Here is a 24,495-nt window from a genome sequence, read left to right on the forward strand (position 1 = left end):
TATATGTTTGAAACATTAGCTGCCAAAGTTCTTAGTGTCGCAAATTCACACCAGGAACTAATCTCCGGAATAAACAAAGAAAATCTTGCGGCTTTTTTTGAAGCTCAAAATGAAATTCGTACTTATGTAACCAATACGAATGGATTTGGTCATCAGGTTTCGACTGTAAATATCATGTTGCGTTTAATTGGCTACGGCTTTAGTAAAGAAATGGTCTGTATTTACGATGATGGTGCTGCAGATTTACCTACGATACAAAAACTCGCCCTACTTTTGCCTGAAATTGTTTTAATAGGCACAGAGGTACCCAAGCCCATAAAAATTGGTGGGGCTACTATATCATTTCAACCTACATCCACTTACAAACCCGCCAACCAAATAGATTTTGGTATCACCGGAGGGTATGATGATGGGGCCAATTTGTCTACAAAGTATCTTACCAATTGTTTTATTGTACTACAACCTTTCCAATGGGGGAAAGCGGTTTATAACAACAGCATCCTGCGAGGTAGCACTACATTGCCCTTAGAAGATGTACAGGCTATTGGTCCTCGTTTTGGAGATAGGGGCTTTTACATGAGTGATCCGACATTAACGGATCAGCAATGGGACTTATACATGGATAATCCAAAGCTAGCCATTAGGTCGGAACAGGCTAATTATATCTATTCACTTGCAACCAATCAAAGTCCTAAATACAAAAATATAAACCTGTGTAGTGCTTACGGGATGAGTGATGCTTATAATGGTCTCACTACATTACCCACGACAGCCGCCAGTCTTCTTTTTAATTTGGCACTTTCAATGTTATACGTGCAAAAAAACGGTACAGGTACTCTCAAAACCCGAGCTGTATTGCTTGTACTTGCCAATGTTACTGATGACAGTTATAATGATTTAAAGAATTACTTTTTAGGTATAGATACTGATGGTGGTCCCTTTACCAATCCAAAACTACTGGCATTTCTTAAAGACTATAACGTTCCTCGCAACGCAAAAACAATTACTTCACTAGCAAATAACGCTCTGGTAAAAGCCATTGATGAGCTTCAAGATGGACAAGTTCTGGTTGTCAGCTTACCTGGTTTGCCTCCTCCGGTATTTAATCAAATGATGTATGCTTCTAATATACCTTTTGTATTTGAGGGAAAAAACACAGCCAACCTCGCTATTAACTTTGCCAACCCTTATTATTATTTAGCTAAAGCCGGCGCTGGAGTTGTATACCCAACCTTACCATTAAGCGCTGTAGAAACCGACCCTGACGCTAAAGCAATTCAGGCTATTGCCAATTCAATGCAGGAAAGACCTCAATCATGGCCACAAAATGATGATCCATCATCTCCGGTTAAAATGGGAGATTTTACCATACAAACAAAAGATGCTCAAAACGAATATTCGCAGTATTTTTTTAGAACGCAGCAATTTTACCATGATGAACTGAATGATAAATTATTGTTGAGTTTGTTTGTTTTTATAAATACCAATAACTAACAAGTGTAAAGATTAATCTGTACGTAATTAATACAAGTAATTCCGCAAAAAGATGACTGAAGATAAAACACCAACCCTGAAAACTTTATATCAGGAGATACAAGCAAACATAGAAAAGGGAAATGGAACATGTACTCTTGTCCCTGACGTATTAGATACTTCAGATACTATCGGTAAATTCTATTCAGATATAACCATCTCCGGAACACTTACCATAGATAAAGCTACTTTATCTCCTGCGGCTTGGGATGACAAGCTTACCTCTTTTACACTTTCCGGTGACACTACTTCTTTTGGAGTTGGTGATATGAGTGTTGCTATTATTTTTGCTACAGATGATGTTGGTTTGTATTCAAAATTAAATGCCATACTTTCAAATGGCACTTGGGCTATTAGCGGAATTGATTGGTTTTCAATTTCCAGTCCTTTTATAGGAGTGCAGGTCTATGATAATAATATGCCGGTGATTGGAGCAATGGGAGGAACAATTGCGGTGAGTTCTGCTGTTAATGTAGCCTTACAAATGGTCTATCCTATCGTCAATAATACCTGGTTGTTACAAGGAAACTTTAATACACCGTACCCAAGTATTTCTAATTTTTATCAATTGGTTGGAGGTGTTAATCTAACCGCTGCATTACCGCAACCTTTTAGTACCTTATCTACACTTGGCCTAAAATCTATTGACATTAGTTACAATTCATCCAAACCCATAGTAGAGTATATCGCCGTCAATATTAGTACGCCACCTGAGTATAAGTGGCAAATTTTGCCTGGTCTTGCGGTTTCTGCTATTGATATTAATTGTCTTGTTTTAGGTTTTGGTAAAACGGGTGGTATCACTACTGAGTTTACCTTTACAGGCAACTTTACGATAGGATCACCAGGGGCAAACAATGTATTGCTGACTGCACAAGCTCCCAATTTTAAAGCAAGTGTAGAATTAATAGATGGAACCATACAACTGGGTGATTTACTTACCATGTTTTGGACTGGGACCAAGATCAACCTTCAATCGGAAATAACCGTTTTGCAGGTTCAAATTGATCCAAATGCGAAGAACTACACCCTTAATTGCACTGTAGTAACCGACTGGGTTTTCTTTACCATAAGTAATCCAAATTTAAGTTTTACCATGACTGGTTTGGCTTTAGACATCAGCAGTCAGCAAGGTGAGACTACGGGAGAAATAAGCGGGCAATTCCATATAGGGCCAAATACACCGGACAGCGGTGTTGATCTGACCACGTTTGCTAAATACGATGGCGATGCGTGGACCTTTGGCGCCAGTACCGGAACCGATCAGGTTATCTCACTGGGAGACATTGCCGTTACCTTTTTGCAAGCCTTTGGTATGGGTTACGACACCATTCCTAGTTGGGTAAAAGATAATCTGCCAAGTATCAGTAATGTAAACTTTACCGATATTTTGCCGAATGATAAAGCGAAATCATCCACTTACAACGTAAAAGGAGATGTCGCCTGGCATTTACAATACAGTTCTTTTGATTTGAAACTGAGTGCTAATGTTGATATTACTTACACAGATGGCAAAACGTCAGGAACTATCACAGGAACCGCTGATGCCAAACAAATGCTTGGACTGACTTTTATAGTTGGTTATAAATTTGGTACAGCAGATACAGAAGTCTATTTAAAAATACCCGAATTTGCCAGTACCATTACCTATACAAGCGGTACAGAAAATGATATTATCGATATTAAATTTGATAAAATTTCATTGGGCGAAATTGTCAGCACTTTGGTTGGCACCTTCAGCCCGGGCTTCAGTTTGTCTTCACCATGGAGTATATTAAACAGCATCGATCTCTCTGATTTTGAATTTAAATACACCCGATACAAAACTTCGGCAAAAAGCACCATTGAAGCCAGTATACCGATAAAAGTAGACTTAGGCTTCATTAATATAAAAGCCCTTAAAATCACCAAAGACGATTCTATTGGCGGCAGTGGTGTTTACATCTTTATTGATGGTACTTTCTTAGGTCTTCCAATCTTACCCGATTCCCCATTACAAAAAGACGGAAAAGGAAGTGATGCTACCAAAATGCCGGCAGTACCGGGAATGGGTAGTGAGTTTTTTGATTTGAAATTACTCGCTATGGGGCAGCATGTTACGATGTATGATGTGCCAAGTCTCGACTCCGTAGACGCGGCTATTACAGCATTGGGAGCAGCATTCACCACCACATCAGACGAAAGTTCGACTGCTATACCGGTACCCGCTGCAAGTACTAAACCGGGTACGTTGATATTTGATCAGAACAGCAACTGGCTTATTGGAGCTGACTTTACGGTGGCTAAATTTTATCGTATCGCTGCGGTTTTTAATGACCCTAACATGTACGGATTGTTAGTTGGAGTGAGTAAAGACGCGGGAGCTTTTAAAAACCTTCAATTTGAAATTCTTTATAAAAAAATAAACGACTCGATCGGAATGTACCAGATTGATCTGCAATTGCCGGATCAATTCAGACATCTCGAATTTGGGGAAGTATCGATTACGCTTCCTATTATTGGAGTAAAAGTATACACCAATGGTAATTTTTATCTGGACTTTGGTTTCCCGGCCAGTATTACCGATTTCTCCCGCTCCTTCTCTGTGCAGGTATTCCCTTTTCTGGGATTCGGCGGATTCTATTTCGGTTATCTGAGCGGAGCTACATCGAGCAATGTACCGACTACTACTTGCGGGGTTTTCAATCCTGTTATTGAATTTGGTTTAGGACTCTCTTTAGGAGTTGGTAAAACGGTTGATTCAGGTATAATGAAGGCTGGTCTTTCGCTTACTGCTGTTGGTATTTTTCAGGGTGTATTAGGCTTTTTCAGTGCTAATACTTCTCGGGATACCCATGACGAAACCTATTATAAAATCACGGGAACTTTTGGTCTGACAGGACATATCTATGGTGAGATTAATTTTGCCATTATATCGGCCAGATTAGATATCATGGCCTATGCCTATATCACGATGGTAATTGAAAGTTACAAACCAATACCAATTACTTTTGAAGCAGGTGTTTCGGTAAAACTTACTGTTAAAATTAATTTAGGTTTATTCTCTATTAAAGTATCCTTACACTTTAGTGCTACGATCAGTGCCTCGTTTATCATTGGTAGCGACACCTCGTATAATGCGCCATGGATTAATTGTCCGATAAAAGGATCAAATGCTATAGCGGCACTAGACATGGGAAGCAGAAATGCGAGACTGTTAAGCCTGACCACAACGCCAATAGTACTGAAATGGCAACCAATTCAACCCGCCGCAAAAGTACCTTTGGATTTACTGTTCTTCCCGCAACTTACGGTATCGGGAGAAACAGGAGCTTCAGGACCACAATATGCTTCTATGCTTTATATCAATACAGATGTTAACAGCAACAGTCTTTCTTCGTTAACAGAAGGTGTATTATACTGGGCAATTAATGCTCTAATTGGTAATACAAGTGAAAATACCGGTCTGGATTGGTTAAAAGCACAAGAAATCACAGCGGATCAAATTGCTATCTTGCTTTGCTACTTTAATACAAGACCCAATAATGTGGCGCCATTCAATTATATAAATGCGGCGCATGACGATATACAGACTTTTTTCAGTACGTACTTCCAGTTAAATATACGTGCAGTTGATGCTACACAAAGCGGAAGTATGGATGCTGCAGTTTTCCCTGTAGTACCGGAGTTAACTCTGAATACAAATCTGAACGGTACTGCCGGTACCGCTGTAAATTTTGCTACCCAAAACATGACCGGTACTCAAAATTATATCAGTGACATAACAGTATTACTAGCTTCAGCCGGAGTAGATTACCAGTCCGGTATTACGGCAGAATATTATGATTCGACCGATTGCAGTAATGTAACCGATCCAACTTATGAAGAACAGCATAACCTTTCCTTCCCTACCTTTATCTTTACCGATTTTGTAGCATTATTGGCCAAACAAGCACTTCAGGCGGCCTCAGATTATCTGACTAAACAAGATACACTTAAAGGCAAAGTAAGTGATGTGGTTACCGCCGCAGTAGCTGATAGTGTACAAGGAATTGGAGGTATGGCGTCTCGTTTTATGCTTCATGGTTTGCGCTTACCGCAACCACCGGATGCAGCAAAAGGAATCACACAACCTTTGTATGTATTGACAGGTCAGCAGATTGCGATTCCGTCTACGTTGAAAGCGGGTGATCAATACTCGGTTTTATTGCAAAATCCAAATGTGGCCTGGATTACTATGGTATCCGGTACTAATAATACGCTTACCATAACGATTAATGACAGCGAGATTCAGCACATACATGATGTAGCAGCGATTACATTGTCGCCTACTCTTTCGTACGGACCAGCTGCACTTATCAACTATAATGATACGCCGCAAACTTTCTCATTGGGAGCTCCAGCGTTATGGCAATATCCGGGAGATTATTACAGTGGCGTAGACAACAAACCTTACTTATGGAAATTACCGTCTAACTTAACCACTATCTTTTCGGATGGAAAAGACTGGCTTTTTGATGTCAAAACATTGACTACAACCAATACAGGAACTACCAAGGCAAAAGTCAATAATTACACTTGGGGTACCGTTGTTAATTTTTCATTACAGAAAATTACAGCAGTCGACGGACAAGTAACGCCATTATCAAATAACATGTACAATCTGGTAGGTGCCGATGATGCAGGAACAGTTTATCTACAAGAACTGTTGACTTATCTCAATACACATGGTGATAAAGATGGAAGCAAAACCATACAGCAGATTCAGATATTGTATCAGCCTGATCCGACAACAAATTCAAACGGTGGTTATATATCGGATGCCAATGGTGGTTTTAAAACTGCTATCGTACAAGCCAACCTTTCAACAGAAACCAATCCGGCAGAAGCCTTTTTCAGTGCTGCTTTTGTCGAGGCTCCTGTGAGAGATTACAATACGCTAAACGGTGCCGGAGACTTTATTAAGCTTTTATGGGAATGCAGTATTGTTCGCAGTGGCGGCTTCTACTTCTATTACAATAACAGTGAAAATAAAGGATTACCTGATACCTTATTTGCTGGTAACGGAGTAGCGAATCTGGCATTGGTAGTTACTTACGACGATCTCATACTAAGTCCGTTTGTGAACAGTGTTGTTGTTGGAGATTCTATTGATACTTCCAATACTTCTGTTTATGTACAGTCACCCGATACCGCGCCAGCTGCACAACAATATACTACCCGTGTAGCCACTTTATTGCCGGGAACAGTCGGTTATGAAGTAACCCGCAAAAGCCCAGGGGATTATGTTCCGACACAACCGGTACCAACAATAGCAGAAGACAAAATCTATCTGGAAACGCAATTCAATCTGATCGGATTAACAGTTCCGGCCATACCGGCCTATATCAATCCAACGCCTGCAGGACCGGTAGACTCGATGGATGATGATGCCATTGCGAATACCAAAAACGGAACCCCTTCACCCAATATTGATGTTGAAGATTGGAACTACAATGCGGTGGTGCCTTACTACAAATACATCCAACCTGCAGGTACAGATCCGCTATATCCGAATCCGTATGCGGGCATAGGTACAACGGTACAAATGGTATTGAACTGGCAGGATATGTTTGGAAATGTGCCGCCTAACGGAACCACTCCGTTAAATGCATCAATGCAATTATTGTATGCCGATGCGATTATAGCGATAAGCCAGTGGCCATCTGTATCGGTATCGTACATTTTCAGTCCTGTAAACAGTAAACCTAACATCAACCTTAATTTTAATTTCAATACCGTTCGTTATGTAGGTGAAGGAGCGCAGAATAACGCTCAGATCGATATGATCACTTATATGAATATCTACTATCAGCTTAGTAGTAATGATATGGCTATTCATTACACTACAACCGTAGAAGATCAGGCCAATGCACAAGGAGTAATTACTTCAACAGATCATGTTATTACAACGACTGATTTATTGACTAATTTTATCAATCCGATTATTGTTTATTTAAAAGCAATCATTGCCGGACAACAGCCGGCTGCAGTGACAACGTATACAATAAATGCCGAAGTAACAACAAGCAACATCATAACGTTACCCGAAATTTCATTGGTTTCTACCAGTATAACGATGAAACGTATTGCTAATTTGGATCCTAATTTTGCAACTGTTGCAGGAGTGGCTTTATCCAATACCGTTATACAGCCTTCATCAGACAATGGTGTAAACAGTATGCTGGCACTTTCTTATTTTGCGGAACAATTTGAAGCCGCTTTTATCAATCAGCCTACTGCAGGCATAGTGCTTAAAGCCGCAACCGGAGCCAATTTAACCAAAGGAAACAGTGATACCACTGCAAATGCTCCTCTTTGGATGGTGCGTTTTGACAGCACAGGTGCCAATGGTCTTAAATTTGGTTTCAATAAAGAACAGGTCTACTACTTTGCTCCTATTCCGTTGGCAACCAGTTTACAGTCCTTCTCCGCTAAAATACAAACATACCAACAAGGTAAAGCGTATCCTGCTGATAGCGGTGTAACCAAAAATTACACGAGTATTGACATGGACAGCTGGGGCTTACAGTTCTTACAGGCTGTTGATAAATTCCTAAGTCCATCTTATTCGGTCCCTGCCTTTTTATTGACTGCAAGTGATGTCTTTGCCGGAGATCCTGATTATTTACAATTAATACTGGATGCCAAACAAAAACTGGCTGAAGCGATTGAAGGTACTATCGACTTTATTATTGAACCAACCGCAGGAAAAGGGCCTTCAAATATTGGTAATGCACAGGACAAATGGAAACAACAAATCCTGATACAATTAGCAAATGCTTACCGTTATATTGCTTCTGTACAAACAACTGCGAGTATAAATTCAGCCTATTCGGGTAGCGAGTATGCCAATTCAAACAATGTGCCACCGAAGGCTCCATACGTTCCTGCCCTATACGGAAAAATGTTAGGTCTGGATCCTACGACTGCCGGATCTGACACTGTTCTTAAGTCTACTGAGTACTCTTTGTCAACAGCCAAAGTACCGACCGCCAATGGAGACTCTTGGTTGACGTATATGTTTGAAGCCAAAGATGCCGCAGAAAGTCGTAGTTTCGCTTTTGGAGATATGGAGTACAGCGTAAGTCATTTGGAATTTGATATTACCGATATACCGGATTTAGATGATTATCTTGCTTCTTCCTGGTTGACTTTTATTATTCCGCTTGATGGAGATATCGATCACAAAGATAGTCCACTGGCAGGTATGACCGATGTTGGCGAAACCACAATACCGGTGCCATTGCGTGCCTATCCGACGCCACCGTCAATATCTGCGCAGAATTTTGATTATCCTGTGAACGAATCCAACCAACAAGAAGCCATAACGATACAAAACGCTCGTATTTGGGAGTACTATTACACGTATCAAAACCCATCTGCGGCACAGGATACCATAGTAACTGAAATTCAATTTAATGTTACTGATGAAAATCAGAGCTATTATGCCACTGCGAATACACCGAATCTGCCGTTATACCAAGCATTAGCTCAGTTTATTGATTCCTATCCGCAAATCAGTGCTGATTTTGATAATTATCTGGCACTTCTTACACCTGCAACTTTAGAAGCAACTTCACCTTTGGCAATCAATGCTCGTTATGCTATGCTGGCCTTTATAGCTATCGTAAATGAAGTAGCAGAGCAATGGTCACTAACCAATCAGGTCAATCCAAGAAACCAATTCTTGAAGGCAATGGTTGGTACTCCTGCACCTGCACCACCATTTACGTTGGCCTATACCATCACCGAAAGTCCTCAGGATGGAACGGATCATCTAATTGTCACTGTTGATTACAATAACCCACAATCTGCTGATGTCGAAATCAATGTCGGAATTAACGGTTATAGTATTGGATTGGTAGACGGCAAGAAAAATGAATTCCTTTATTACAAACTAAACGACTCCGGTGAGAAAGTTTATTTGATGTATGATGACCGAAACAACGATCCTTCAAGAACTGTTTTAATCAATGGTCTTGATATCTTAAGTGCGCAAAATGCCTGGAGCAGTGTCGCCGTAATCAGAAATGAAGAATTATTGCAAAATGAAGACGGAACATGGGAAACAACTAATCCGTTGTTTATCTATCAGACTCCGCAAGTGATGTTCTATAATAAACTGATTCCGTTCTTAAATGCCGATAACGCAATAGCTATTAATACCATCGGAACTACTACTTATCCGGTACAGCCAACGCGTACCTTTAATGTTCAGATGCTGGCGTTGTTCGATTCTTTAACAGAAAATATCAATGCTGCTGTTACGGAATTCACCATAAAAATGCAATGTGATTATACCTATGTCATTCCAACTACAACCTTCTCTGTAGACGTACCGGTTTTACTGGTTACTCCTACTACATTGACTGTTGCGGATCACGGAAAAGCTATCGCAGACATGATCACAGAAGGAATAAACACCTGGATGCTAAACAGTACTCCACAAAGTAATGCCGGAACATTTACGTTCATGTTAACAGCTTATTCGGTAACAGACAGTTATGTTCCAATATTACAGATTCCGTTTACATTGTCTTTAACAGATATTACACCACAGTAGACTTTTTTTACTATTCTTTTAAAAGCAAAAATCTCAAATATACTTTTGGGATTTTTGCTTTTTATGGAGTAATCAAAAAATGTTGTCCAACAACATAGAATTCCTTGCATACAATTAATTTTAATACCTGGAAATCTAGTCCAACGAACTATAATCATACAAGTATTTTTCATCCTTTTTAACTTCATTAATTCCTTCAATAAAAGTGTTGAATTACACCTCTTTCGAAGCACCAAAGCACAAATCATTTTCAAAATCCAGATCGCATCATTTCCCGTCTAACAAGCAACAAGCTGACGAATAAGTTCTTAATAATTTTGCTTCATAGCATTTTTAAAATATATTTGCAAATCACATACGTTAATTCAATCTAAATAAATATAAAAATGAATGTTAAAAAATTAATTTTACTTGGATCTTTTTCGGCTTTAATGCTTACAGCCGTTTCTTGCTCAAACGATGACGATAACAAACCGCAAGAACAAGGCATCGCTCCTTACACGGTACCGGCAACCTACACTTTTACAAGAGAAGGTGCTACATCTGTTGATTATTCAGGACAAACAACTCGTTTAGTAATGCTTGATGAATTGGGTAATTATATCAAAAATGCCGGAACTAACGGAACTGTTGCCGACAAAGCCTTTTTATCTGATATGTATTCTAACAAGAATGCACGTTTCACCGGAGCAGGATTAAATGCATCCGGAAAACAATTAAAAGACAAAACAGCCGCGTCTAAAGATTATTTTGTACTAAACCAAGGTGGTGGTACAAGTGCCGAGCAGGTTGCTGTACGTGAAGTATTTGAAAATTCATTTGCAGATGCTCAGGCTGGAACACAAGGTACTACTGCAGCGCCGGGTGTTGCGGGAGTTTATCTGGACGGAACGAGTAAAAGAGTATTTGCTGCAAACGGTATGGAGCCACAACAACTTTTATTGAAAGGTTTGATGGGAGCTTGTCTTTTGGATCAGATTCTGAACAACTATTTGAGTACAAACAAACTGGATGAGGCTTCAAATAAAGACAACAATACTAAAAAAGTATTAGAAGCCGGAACTAAGTACACTACAATGGAACATGCGTGGGATGAGGCTTACGGATACATTTACGGTACTGACAATCTAACTGTTACGCCTAATGTTTTTAAATACTGGAGCTCTTATATCAATCAGGTAAATGCTGATGCTGATTTCAACAAAACAAAAGCGGCTATTGAGTTGGCTTTCAGAACCGGTAGAGCTGCCATTATCGCCAATGACTATGCCGTTCGTGATGCGCAGATTACCATTATTAAAACCAACTTATCGATAGTTCCTGCTGTACGTGCAGTTTACTACCTTCAGGACGGAAAAGCAAAATTAACTGCAGGAGACCAAGGAGCAAAAGCATTACACTCTTTATCTGAAGGTTACGGATTTATCATGAGTTTGCGTTATACAAACAAACCGGGTACAAACAGTCCTTACTTTACTAAAGCTGAAGTGGATGCCATGTTGGCTAAATTATTAAGCGGTACAAACGGTTTATGGGATATTGACGGACTATCTCCAAAACTAGATGAGATTTCTACTCAAATTGCAACAAAATTTGGTTTTACTGTAGCGCAAGCTTCAAAAGTAAACTAATTTTACATAAATTTGACTCTCAATAAAATAGCTTTTATATTGAAAATTTACGATTATGAAAAAAATAGTTTTAATTCTAGGTCTTATTGTTGGTATTTATGCCTGTTCTTCAAGTAATGATAATAAGGATACCGGAGGAGAGAGTAACTTCGACAGGACAGCAATGTTGACCAATTGGGCCGACAATATCATCATCCCGAGCTACACCAACTATCAAACAAAAGTAGCCACATTGCAGACCGCAGCTGCTGCTTTTAATACCACTCCAAATGATGCAAACCTAAAAATAGTTCGTGCCGCATGGCTTGATGCCTACAAAGCATTTCAGTATACTGCTATTTATAATTTTGGTAAAGCGCTTGATATTAATTTTAATGCCATGAGCAATACCTACCCTGCAGATGTCAATGGTATCAATGCCAATATCACGGGAACCTATAACCTTGATTTACTTTCGCAGTATAGCAGACAGGGTTTTCCGGGTTTAGATTATCTGTTGAATGGTCTGGCTAGCGATGATGCCGGTATTCTTGTTTTTTATACCACTAATGCAAATGCAGCCAAGTATAAAACCTACCTAGCTGCGGTTATTACTAAATTAAAACAAAATAGTGATGCCGTTCTTAGCGACTGGAAATCCGGGTATCGTGAAGCTTACATCAAAAGTAACGGAACTTCAGTAGGATCCTCTGTAGCGGAAACTACCAATAATTTTGTAAAGAATTTTGAGAAAGATGTGAGAACCGGAAAACTGGGTATTCCTGCCGGGAAATTCTCCAATGGAACAACTTTCCCTGAAAAAGTAGAAGCTTATTACAAAAATGATGTTTCGAAAGACTTATTGAATATTGGTGTAAAAGCATCACAAGATTTTTTCAACGGAAAATATTTTGCATCTGAAACCACAGGTCCATCACTAAAATCGTATTTGGATTTTGTGAATGCCACACGTGATGGAAAAAAACTAAGTGATATCATCAACACACAGTTTGCTACTATTTATACAACCAATCAGGCGCTAAGCAATAGTTTATCTCAACAGGTTATAAATGACAATACAAAAATGCTAACCTCTTATGATGCTTTGCAAAAAAATGTAATCTACACCAAATTAGATATGATGCAGGCATTGAATATTACAATTGATTATGTAGATGGTGATGGAGATTAATTATGACTCATTATATCCAAAACTATATTAATAAAACAACTCAGGCCACAACGCTAGCTTTTTTCAGGCTAGCGTTTGGTTTAATGATGCTTCTTAGTTTGTTCCGGTTTATGAGTTATGGCTGGGTCGAAAAATTTTATATCGAGCCTCTTTTTCACTTCACCTATTACGGATTTGAGTGGATAAAACCTTTCGGTGCATTAACTTACCTTCTTTTTATCAGCGCTCTGATCTCTGCTGTCTTTGTGGCTGTAGGCTTTTTATACCGCTTCTCAGCGATCGTTTTCTTTCTAAGCTTTACCTATATCGAATTGATGGATAAGACCACGTATCTTAATCATTACTATTTTATTTCGATCATTAGCTTCGTTTTGATTTTTTTGCCCGCAAATGCAACTTTTTCACTAGATGCTTTTAGGAATTCTAAGTTGGCTTTTGAGAAAATTCCACGTTGGAACACTGATATTTTAAAGCTGTTATTGGCCATAGTTTATTTCTATGCGGGTTTAGCCAAACTCAATTCAGATTGGCTCTTTCAGGCTATGCCGTTAAAAATTTGGCTGCCAACCAATCATAATTTGCCTCTGATTGGCGGTTTTTTAAATCAGAATTGGGTGCATTTTACTTTTAGCTGGACCGGGATGTTATACGATCTCACCATTCCGTTTTTATTAGTGTTCAGACGCACACGCCTTTTTGCTTTTATTTTGGTCGTTGTCTTTCATATTTTAACCAAAATTTTGTTTCCAATTGGTGTATTTCCTTATGTAATGATCATCAGTTCCCTCCTCTTTTTTGAAAGTAGTTTTCACAAAAGAGTTCTGGTTTTTATAAGCCGATTTTTCAAACTAGATTGTACTATTTTTGACAATGGCAAAGAAAAAAAACCGACATTCTCTATTCTCTATAAAACAAAACTGGCATTACTCACAATCTTTCTGGTTTTTCAATTGACATTCCCTTTCCGTTATCTTTTTTATCCCGGAGAACTATTCTGGACTGAGGAAGGATTTCGCTTCTCCTGGCGCGTTATGCTAATGGAAAAAGCCGGTTATACACAATTTACCGTAACCGACAGTCTTACAAAAAAGACAATCCAGATAAATAACCGTCATTTCTTGACGACTTTTCAGGAAAAACAAATGGCATTCCAACCCGATTTTATACTCGAGTATGCCCATTTTCTACATGATTATTATCAAAAACAAGGTATTGTCAATCCCGAAGTCAGAGTGGACAGTTATGTTGCTCTCAACGGAAGATTAAGCAAACAATACATTGATCCCAATATCGATCTCGCAAAAGAATATGAATCATTCCATCGTAAAACATGGATCTTACCTTTCAACGATGAAATTAAAGGACTTTAACCTTATTATAGTACTGCTTTTTACGATTAGTAGTTTTGCACAAACACAAATAGCAGGAACAGTAACAGATCAAAATGGTGAGAAATTGCCTTATGTCGAAGTATTTACAACTGTTGGCACACAAAAAGTATATACCGACAAGCAAGGGCATTTTTCCCTGACAGTTCCAAATCCCGGAGATTACACGCTTTTATTTTACAAGGAAAACTATGCTGCTTTGGACGAACCTTTTACCGCACCAACTACGACAGTTAAAATTGTACTTCATAAAATGACCAATCTTTCAGAAGTAGTCATACAAAAAGAAAGAGATAAAGTTTTTGCCCTACGCAAACTAAAAGACGTTGAAGGGACAGCCATCTACGCCGGAAAAAAAACAGAAGTAATTTCTTTGGATAAAATAACCGCAAACAAAGCGGCCAACAACCCTCGTCAGATCTATGCACAGGTTGTAGGTCTTACGATTAATGAAAGCTCAGATGGAGGTCTGCAATTAAGTATTGGGGGGCGTGGACTAGATCCCAACAGAACGGCGAACTTTAATACCCGCCAAAACGATTACGACATTAGCGCGGATGTACTGGGGTATCCGGAGAGTTATTATGCAACTCCTACCGAAGCACTGGAAGAAATTCAGATTGTGCGTGGTGCCGCCTCTTTACAATACGGAACTCAATTTGGAGGACTCGTGAATTTTGTAATAAAAAGTCCAACTAAAAAGCCATTTGAATTTGTGACCCGAAACACCATTGGCTCTTATGGTTTGTTTACTAATTTTACAAGTCTGAGCGGAACAAATGGAAAATTCAGCTATTATACTTTTTACAACTACAAACAAGGGGATAGTTTTAGACCGAACTCCGGATTTGACAGTAAAAACTTCTTTGCTAATTTAAACTATCAGTTTACCGAAAATACTTCCTTACATTTTGACTACACCTATTTTACTTACCTCGCACAGCAGGCAGGCGGATTAACAGATAAAATGTTTAATGAAGACCCTACTCAAAGTAACAGAGCCCGAAATTGGTTCGGTGTCAACTGGAACTTATTTGCGCTGCGCTTCAAACATCATTTTAACCATGATGCCGACTTCTCTTTACAGTTATTTGGTCTGGATGCCAGTAGAAAAACGGTAGGATTCCGCCCAAACCGCATTTCAACGAATGATAAGGAAGGAACGGTTCGGGATTTAATTAAGGGAGATTTTGTGAATTGGGGTACAGAAGTCAGATATCTTCAAAAATATCAAATAAAAGGAAATACAAGTACTTTTTTAATTGGAGCCAAATACTATCAATCTAATAATACCGGAATTCAAGGTCCGGGCAGCTCCGGTAGCGACGCCAATTTTAATCTGGCAACAGGTGAATTTCCACTTTATCCAAACCAATCCGATTATCGTTTTCCGAATCTAAACTATTCCTTATTCGGAGAAAATATCTTTAGAATTTCACCAAGTTTTTCTATTACACCAGGCTTTAGAATAGAAAAAATAAAAACAAAAGCGGTCGGTTCCTTCCGAAGAATAAATCTTGATCTTGCCGGAAATGTTCTTTTAGATGAGACCAAGTACGAAGACAATGTAAAAGACAGGAATTTTGTTTTGTTTGGTGTTGGCTTGAGTTACAAACCACAAAACGGTATTGAATTCTATGGTAATATATCACAGAACTATCGTTCAATTACTTTTAATGATATTAGAACCGTTAATGCAGGTCAGTACATATCTCCTGATATTTCGGACGAAAAAGGATTTACTTCAGATATTGGTATTCGTGGTAAGTATAAAAACATACTTAATTTTGACTCTAGTATTTATGGTTTGTACTATAATGATAAAATTGGGGAATATCCTGCCGAAATAGGTGGTGCGTATGTGCGCGTCCGTGACAATATTGGAACTGCCTTTACCTATGGTTTTGAAACTATGGCTGATTGGAATTTAACCAATACCTTCCTAAACGAAAATCCAAATTGGTCATGGAATCTTTTTGCCAATGTAGCTGTAACAAATTCAAAATACCTAAAGTCAGAAGTACCTGGGGTTGAAGGTAATTCGGTAGAATTTGTGCCGCTTTTTAATATTAAAAGTGGTAGCGGGATTGGATATAAAAACTTCATGTCCAGTATCCAAATCACTTATGTTACTTCGCAATATACAGATGCGGAAAATTTAAAAACAGGAGAGAATAATATCGGTGATGGTATTACGGGTCAGATACCTGCTTATTTTGTTGCAGATTTCTCCAGTTCTTATAAATGGAGAAACTGGAAATTGGAAGCGGGAATTACGAATTTTACAGACAGTAAATATTTTACGCGTCGTGCTACAGGTTATCCCGGCCCCGGAATTATCCCTTCTGACACAAGGACGTTTTATACTACTTTAGAATTTAAATTTTAAATTTTAAACCGTTGGCGCGCTTATTTTTAACACATAGAGACATAGTTCACAAAGCTTAAAAAAAGGCGTTACACTTAAAATAAATCACATAAGCTATGTGTAAAAATTATGATTCTCTTTAAACATGTCAAATTGCAAATCAAAATCTATGTTTCTATGTGTTAAAGAAAATTTCATAACCAATTGGTGCGCTTATCTTTAACACATAGAGACATCGTTCACAAAGCTTAAAAAGGCGTTACACTTAGAAAAAATCACATAAGCTATGTGTAAAAATTATGATTCCCTTTAAACACATCAAATTGTAAATCAAAATCTATGTTTCTATGTGTTAAAGAAAATTTCATAACCAATTGGCGCGATTATCTTTAACACATAGAAACATAGTCCACAAAGCTTAAAAAGGCGTTACACTTAAAATAAATCACATAAGCTATGTGTAAAAATTATGATTCTCTTTAAACATGTCAAATTGCAAATCAAAATCTATGTTTCTATGTGTTAAAAGAAAATTTTATAACCAATTAGCGTAATATTTTTGACACATAGAAACATAGCATCCAATACCTCTCAATAGAATCGGTAACTAAAAAAACATCCGCAGAATCAATTGATCTTGCGGATGTTTTTTTATAATGAATTAATAAAGGCCAACAGATTTTCTCTTTCTGAAGCACTTAATTTCTTGTACTTCTCTTTGGCCTTCTGGCCTTCTCCACCGTGCCATAAAATAGCTTCTTCTACGTTTCTGGCTCTTCCGTCATGCAGTAAATTGGTATGACCGTTTACAATTTTAATCAATCCAATTCCCCATAAAGCAGGAGTCTTCCATTCGGATCCCGATGCTTTAAAATCGGTTGCATTATCTGCTAAACCAGCTCCCATATCGTGCAATAAAAGATCGGTATAAGGACGAATCGTCTGATTGCGTAAAATAGTTATAGGATGTGTGGTACCGGTTTGAATTTTTGGAATATGACAACTTGTACACCCAATAGTTTCAAAAGTTTTCTTGCCTTTTAATACGTTTTGATCGGTATAATTCCTTCTTGCCGGAACCGCCAAAGTACTGGAATACATCGCCATTCGGTCTAAATTAATCTCTGTAATTTCAGGCATTCCACCGTTTGGAATTGTTGTTAAATCAACTCCTTTTGGTCCACTTTCGTACGGAAATAAACTCGAGGTAATTCCCATATCACCCGATAAAGCAGCAGCTACCTGTTGTTTTACATTGGGCTGATTGGCTTTCCATCCAAATCGTCCTAATTTGCTTGAATTGCTGGCGAAATCATATACATAATTGGGTTTTCCGGAAATTCCATCACCGTTCGTATCATTTTCATCGGCAAAACCTAAAATTGTACTTTCAGAAATCGCTTCAAGCAATCCTAAACCAATTATTTGATTGGCAATTCTGGGTGAAATTTGAACAGTAGCTAATGGACCATATCCTAAATTGGTAATGGTGTAAATCGGCTTTTGCAACGTCACTAAAGTCCCATCGTCTAAAGTCTCTTTTATGGGTTGATAGCTAATGGTAAACTGACCTTCTGCTGTTTGACCTAAAATAGCGTGGTCCTGCAATTGCGAACCGTAAACCGGGTCAGGAAAACCAATTCCGTTAGTATCTTGCCCTGCCACTGAAATGCGGAAAAGCAATCCGGCTCTGTCTTCCCCATCAAACAAGGGAGGTCTGCCGCGTCCATCTTTAAAATGGCAACTTGAACAGGAATGGGCATTAAAAAAAGGACCTAAACCGTCACGAGCAGTAGTAGAAGAAGGTGCGGTAACCCAGCTTTGTCTGAAAAATGAATTTCCGACACCAAAATCTGTTTGTTGGTCAAAAGTAAGTGTAGGCATGAAAAAACCAAAGGCCTCCTCACTGGTATTAAAAACGGTTGCTTCACCACCAGAAAACTGCTCACCATCTTCAGCCGTTAAAGGAATATAACTTTCTTCATTATTGTTATCATTATCACTACAACTAAAAAGTGCAATACAAACAATAACAAACCAATACGCTTTAAAATTCTTCATCTTTATTTACAGAAAAAGTGTTCTGCAAAGGAACACTTTTTGTTTTAATTAATCATTAAAATTGATTATCCGTTAACGATAATACCAATTTTTACAGCACCAGCCAATAAATTAGCTCCTAAATTTTGCAATTGTTGCGCAGCAGATTTTACTTTTGCACCTTCTACAGATGTTGGTCCTCCCGAGATCGCTAAATCAAACGGAATCAAAATAGCACCCACTTTTGTAGTTGATGCAGCTATTGCCGTTGCAGTATCATCATAAACTTTACTATCCGCTTGTTTGACTAAATCTTCTAAAGACGGGCCGTCAATAACTCCGTATTTACCTTGATATACATTGATAACGCCTTGCATATTCAGAACAATATCTCGGTGTGTATTATCACTGAAACAAGAATGTTCGTCTTCCTGACTTGCATTTTCTACCGCTGTAATCATACGTTCCACAGGTAATTCAGTAAGAACTAAAGTTGTAATTCCAAGGTAAATATTTTTTATAGCTGTATCTTCCGATAAAGCCAAAAACTTAACTCTGTATACACCTCCTACTTTCCACTGTTGTACTAAATAATCCAGATTATCAGTTAGCAAATCAGCACAAAATTTCAAATAATCAGCTCTGCGACCTTGGTTAGCAGCTGTTCCTCCAGCACCCGTTACATAATCTGTATAAGGTCTTTGTCCTGGCAAATTGGCTGATGGTAGTGTTAAATCTTGTCCCCATAATAAGAACTCGATAGCATGATATCCAACACTTACATTTAATTCGTCTTCATCTAAAGCATTTTCATCAGCTAAAACTTTTTTCGATAAAACCGGGAAATCAGTTGTATTATTAATGATTCCTGAAGCTGGAGTTCCGTCCACATAATCAATAAAGTTTTCATCTAAAGGCCATGAGTTCAAAAGTCCTTCCGGTCCATTATCATCATCAATTGGTCCGTTTGCAAAACGAAATGCTTCTGTAGTCCCGTAACTCTCTCTTGAAGTTTTCCATGCTGTTTTTGCAGCTGTAAAATTGGCAGCTGTCGGAGTAGTTGTAAAAGTGGTAATCGCTGTTTCTAAAAGTACCGCATCATCATATGCTTTTTTGTAATTGGCATATACGATATCTGCATAATTTGCAATCACCTGTTTTTTTGTAACAGCAGTTGGAGTATTAGTATCGTTATTCTCCTTTTTATCATCATTGCTACACGCAAAAAAAGTTAATCCGGCCAATAAACCAAGAGCAACTTTAGGGTATACATTTTTCATTTGTTTTTATTTAGAATAGTTAAAGTTAAACAAATGTAAAAATAATTTTTAATATAAGCGAGTGGCCAACACTTTCTTAAAACAGCTTATTATCAAACTTTTACAAAAAAGCAACACAATTCGGAAGCTAAACTTCTAATCTTGTTCTAATTATATTCTAATGTTATTTTAATGTTGTTCTGATTTTACTCTGATAAATATTTAAAAAATCCTCGTAAGTATAAATCGTACAATCCTTTAAGATTCCATAAAATCGATATACTCTGCCCTAAACATACTGTCAAAAAAAGTAGTTAGATTTTCTGCTTTCCCATGTAACATCCAGGTTAAATGTATTTTTTCGCCATCGCGAACCTGACGTACCAGTTTGTATTTAATTTTAAGCGCTTTCATTTCTGATTCACAAAGCGCAAGAGCATTCGATTCTCTATTACTGCGAATATAAAAGCTACGCGATTGATTAAGGCGGTCTATTCGTTTTTGCAAAGAAGGCAATACGGCCAGTATAAATAAAATAGACAAACTTGCACAAGCTGAGGCAAAATAGTAGCCTGCTCCTATTCCCATTCCCACAGCAGCTACAGTCCAAATGGTGGCTGCGGTAGTGATTCCGCTAATGCGATTGTTTCCGCGAAAGATCACTCCTGCCCCTAAAAATCCAATACCGGTCACGATATTTGATGCGATGCGATCGGGGTTTCCTGAACCTCCAATAGCAATTGACATGATGGTGAAAAAACAGGCTCCAAACGAAATCATAATCGTTGTGCGAAATCCAGCCACTTTACCGTGATACTCCCGTTCAGCGCCTACAAGTCCACCCCATAACAGAGCGAGAAAAAAGCGAATTAAAATCTCAATATCAAAAATCATTTTTTATCTTTTAGTGGTAAATAATTAAAAAATGTATTTCACAAGGGGCACAACCAAGATCGATTCTAATTGTTAATCATCGGATCTAAATCGGCATCTTTATTACGTAAATCCAGACCGCCTTCGTAAACTGATTTCAGGTTACACAAGTAAAAATGCCAACCATTTGAACAGCCTAATCTGACAAATTTCTTAGAAGAATCATCCGTTGGAATGTTGTGTTGTTTTAATTCGACTATGGTATAGCCGTTAAATTCACTCAAATTAACATCTACCAAACACGTTCCTTCAAAAGTAAATTGCAATTGGTCTTTTCCATTAGCTGATTTTAGGGTTCCTTTCATATTATCATCATAAAGATACCACAACCATTCGTACCCGTTTCCTTGAGAAGCATTGTTGTTTTTATCTATCGTTTCATCAGCTGTATTAAAAAAATCAGCTTCTTTGAGAAACCATTTTTCCAGTTCACCGGACTTTGTCCAAGCATTATAAATCGTAGCGAGATCAGCCTTGATCGCAATTTTTTTTGTAAAGGATGTCCAATCAAAATTTTCCATATCTAAAAATAGTTTTAGTTTACTTAATATTTTTTTTTCCGCTTTTATAAAACAATACTTAAAACTCCATGTATAAAAATCTTAACGCTACTAAGATTTAAAACTTATATGTGCATATATCAAATAGTTGTCTTACAAAATATAAATTAAAAATAAAGTTTTTTATTGAAATACAGGCATGGTGTAATTTGAAAAATATAAATCTTTTGCCACCAATTTCACGAATTGGCACCAATTATTTTTTTGCCGCACATTTGCTTCGCCAGCTCGAGTCACAGATTAAAAGGATTTTTTTACTGTTTGCTGATTTATCTTCAGAACAGGAGAATGTCAAGAGTTATCAAAAAGGTCTCACGCAGATTTTAGCGGAATGACATAAAAAATCCGCAAAATCTGCAAAATCTGCGTGAAAAAGTATCTCAACTAAATGACATTGTCTTTTAGCTTGAGGAATATAGTTAAGATCAAACATCAAGTCACTGTATACAAAATATACCGTGCTTCTTTCGGCTAAAGCCAACTACATACCTATAAATCGTTTACCTCCAGCTAAAGCAGGAGGCAATTCAAATTGTAACAAATTAGAAGAAAATAATGAACTGGTCACTTGGATTAATTATACTATTCGATTTCAATCCTCATGATAGGATTGATTAGAGTCAAATCCATTTAATCTGTAAAATCTGTGGCAAAAAAAAAAAGCCAAAGATGTTTACTAATTCTCAAATGCAATCTGAGAATTGTTTAAAAACAAAAAACCATTTCAAAATAAAATCTTGAAATGGTTTTTGCTATAAAAACGATGTGTTTCTTAGTTCACACGTTTTACAGAAAGTTTGTCTAAGCAGAAATAAGCTGCTGTATTCATTCCGTACACTAAATCAGAGTCAGTTGAAGCCATTTGGAAAACAAGGTATTTAACATTCCCTAAACTTTGAAGGTCTGATGTGCTTACATTGATCCAACCTGTTGGCATTACTAAAGATCCTCCTGTATAATCAGCTAATGAGCGTACGATTGGGCTTGTCACCACTCCGCTTGCATTAACTCCATAAATTAACAATTCAAAATGATCTCCTGATGCAAAAGCTCTTGCGAAACCATCTCCGTACAGACAACCGTAGTAAGGCCATGGGTGCATGTTTACTTTTAATCCTTTCACCTGGTACGATGCTGTGTTACCAATTTTAATCCAGTTAGAGAAATTAGCTTCGCTAAAAGTAGTACCTGCCGGATTTTTAGGATCTGTATAACTAGACCAGTACGCTAAAATAAAAGGATCCCCTGTTGTTCCCGGAGTTCCTGCAGCAATTGTACCAGCAGTTCCAGAACCACTTCCTGCCATAGTTCCCCATTGATTCGCTACCCATCCGTTAGATCCGCCTGAACCTGCTCCTGATCCGAAATTGGTAATATTATTTACGTTTGACACGATAAATCCATCCCAGTAATTATATCCTGATGATACAGCAGTGTGAGCAAATGTAAAGATGTCTACAGTAAGTTTGGTGTTAGACACATACGTATTCTCCCAGTATTTACCACCGCTTGTTGTTGTACCATTGGTTAATAAGGCACTTGTAAGATTAAGAGTGGTTGTGGTTCCTATTGCAGGATCTGTAACCGCTTTCTTTCCAGTTGCACTTGTATTGTATTTTACAGCACTTGAGCTGTCATTCATTAAGGTATCGTCTTCATTGTTACAAGACGAAAGCCCTAAAAGCAATCCTACGGTCAAAAAATAAACTACTTTTTTCATTATTTATAAAAATTAAGGTTAATATTCATGGTTAATTGTATTGAAATCTTTTTCTTTAAAAATAGGGGGCTCTTTAAATTATTTGCCCGTAGTAAAATTCAAATCTTCCACTTCTTTAAAGAAATTGGTCAGTAAATCTGAAGCTCCGATTTCTATTAATGTCGGCACGTACACTTTTACAAAATCGACTCCCGGTAAATGCACTTTGTTTCCGTTGCTGTCAACAGCCCAGCTAATATCAATTGAAGGGTCTTTAATACCGCCGTAACCCCACTCAAAAGTGCCTACATTAAATGCTTTTCCTGAACCGTCACTTACATCTTTTACAGGCAAAGACACTTTTGTACCTTTTACCGTATAAGAATCTCCCACCCATTGCGGATAGTAATTGTTATACTCCCCTCTTGCTGTTTTTGTGATAAAGCCATTGGCGCTCTTATTGTCGTTCCACTTAAGATATTCTTTGTCAAATTGCCATTCTAAAGCGCCTGCTACAGGTACTTTATCCGGATTGGGCCTGTGGTAAGTCACTTCGTAATTCTTAACTGTTGAAGATTTGCGGTATTCACTTCCTGCAATTTCATACCATTCATTATCGTCAGCGAGTCCGTTTTTATTAGCATCGTAGGCAACGTATACGCTAACAGGAGTAAATTTTACAGTTGAACTACTGTTCATTTTAATTGTAAAATCACGTTTTCCGTAGGCATTAATTACCGTATGGTCAAAACCAACACTAATAGAACCGCCAAAAGTACCCAGGGGGATCACGCTTTCTTCCATAAGTTCTTCGCGAACTCTTTCTAAAACTTCTGCCTTTGTTGCAAATTCATAATTATCCATACCATAGTGTGGAGAAGGCAAATAATCCAGAAGCGTTAATGCTTTTGAATTGTAAGTTTTACCCGTTTCCGAAACCGTAACTTTAGTCGAAGCTTGTTTGACTACTTTATCTACCGTTACTGTGAAATCTACGGTATAGTTGCTTGCTAAAGGAGCTATAAAATGTAAAATTTTCGCATCACCAATAACCGAATCTTTAGTCGCTCCGGCTTTATCGGTTACTTTTAAGGTCCATTTGTATTGCGGAGTGAGTCCGTTACCGTTTTCGATTACAACTTCGGGATTTACCTCTACTGCTTTGTATCTTTCTACGGTGTAATCTGCTTTTAAGCTTAATTTGATGGTGGGATCCACAGCTGGTTTTGGGTTAACGCTTACAGGATCCTCTTTTGGATCGTCGGAACTACAGCCGCAAAAAGCACTGAAAGCCAACACATACAAACTATATTTTATATACTTTTTCAT

Annotated in this window: 12 protein-coding genes; 6 read left to right on the forward strand and 6 right to left on the reverse strand. The window is 38.0% G+C overall.

What is annotated here, in order from left to right; all coding sequences use genetic code 11:
* The first annotated feature begins 3 nt into the window (after window positions 1-3).
* From ACHRV3_RS01545 to ACHRV3_RS01570, 6 genes are all read left to right on the forward strand, one after another.
* Window positions 4-1,494, forward strand: a complete 1,491-nt coding sequence (locus tag ACHRV3_RS01545; protein WP_047777491.1) for a hypothetical protein — start codon at window positions 4-6, stop codon at window positions 1,492-1,494.
* A gap of 52 nt (window positions 1,495-1,546) precedes the next feature.
* Complete coding sequence (locus ACHRV3_RS01550) at window positions 1,547-10,117, forward strand: hypothetical protein (protein ID WP_395434266.1); 8,571 nt, start codon at window positions 1,547-1,549, stop codon at window positions 10,115-10,117.
* 386 nt (window positions 10,118-10,503) lie between these two features.
* The gene (locus tag ACHRV3_RS01555) at window positions 10,504-11,748 is read left to right on the forward strand and encodes a DUF4856 domain-containing protein (protein WP_395434267.1); all 1,245 of its coding nucleotides are present in this window, start codon (window positions 10,504-10,506) and stop codon (window positions 11,746-11,748) included.
* Between the two features lie 55 nt (window positions 11,749-11,803).
* Window positions 11,804-12,919 carry an imelysin family protein gene (locus ACHRV3_RS01560; protein ID WP_395434268.1) on the forward strand — a complete coding sequence of 372 codons (1,116 nt, stop codon included), beginning with the start codon at window positions 11,804-11,806 and terminating at the stop codon, window positions 12,917-12,919.
* 2 nt (window positions 12,920-12,921) lie between these two features.
* Window positions 12,922-14,289, forward strand: coding sequence for an HTTM domain-containing protein (locus ACHRV3_RS01565; protein WP_395434269.1), 1,368 nt, complete (start codon window positions 12,922-12,924; stop codon window positions 14,287-14,289).
* Window positions 14,270-16,696, forward strand: coding sequence for a TonB-dependent receptor domain-containing protein (locus ACHRV3_RS01570; protein WP_395434270.1), 2,427 nt, complete (start codon window positions 14,270-14,272; stop codon window positions 16,694-16,696). Before ACHRV3_RS01565 ends, ACHRV3_RS01570 begins: the two co-directional genes overlap by 20 nt.
* A 630-nt stretch (window positions 16,697-17,326) precedes the next feature.
* On the opposite strand, the gene ACHRV3_RS01575 is transcribed toward ACHRV3_RS01570, so the two are convergent.
* The 6 genes from ACHRV3_RS01575 to ACHRV3_RS01600 all read right to left on the reverse strand — a co-directional run bounded on the left by ACHRV3_RS01575 (window position 17,327) and on the right by ACHRV3_RS01600 (window position 24,495).
* Complete coding sequence (locus tag ACHRV3_RS01575; RefSeq protein WP_395434271.1) at window positions 17,327-18,736, reverse strand: di-heme oxidoredictase family protein; 1,410 nt, start codon at window positions 18,734-18,736, stop codon at window positions 17,327-17,329.
* A gap of 65 nt (window positions 18,737-18,801) precedes the next feature.
* Window positions 18,802-19,995 (reverse strand): imelysin family protein, encoded by a 1,194-nt coding sequence (locus tag ACHRV3_RS01580; RefSeq protein WP_395434272.1) that lies wholly within the window; start codon window positions 19,993-19,995, stop codon window positions 18,802-18,804.
* Between the two features lie 237 nt (window positions 19,996-20,232).
* Window positions 20,233-20,868: an MgtC/SapB family protein gene (locus ACHRV3_RS01585; protein ID WP_395434273.1), complete on the reverse strand. Its 636-nt coding sequence runs from the start codon at window positions 20,866-20,868 to the stop codon at window positions 20,233-20,235.
* Window positions 20,869-20,933: 65 nt separating this feature from the next.
* Entirely contained in the window at window positions 20,934-21,428 is a 495-nt protein-coding gene (locus ACHRV3_RS01590) for an SRPBCC domain-containing protein (protein WP_395434274.1), read from the reverse strand.
* A gap of 811 nt (window positions 21,429-22,239) precedes the next feature.
* The gene (locus tag ACHRV3_RS01595) at window positions 22,240-23,187 is read right to left on the reverse strand and encodes a DUF4465 domain-containing protein (protein WP_395434275.1); all 948 of its coding nucleotides are present in this window, start codon (window positions 23,185-23,187) and stop codon (window positions 22,240-22,242) included.
* A 78-nt stretch (window positions 23,188-23,265) separates the two neighbouring features.
* On the reverse strand, window positions 23,266-24,495 hold the full coding sequence (locus tag ACHRV3_RS01600) for a hypothetical protein (protein ID WP_395434276.1): 1,230 nt from the start codon (window positions 24,493-24,495) through the stop codon (window positions 23,266-23,268).

It is taken from the genome of Flavobacterium sp. FlaQc-49 (assembly GCF_044005985.1).
Taxonomy (GTDB): domain Bacteria; phylum Bacteroidota; class Bacteroidia; order Flavobacteriales; family Flavobacteriaceae; genus Flavobacterium; species Flavobacterium cupriresistens.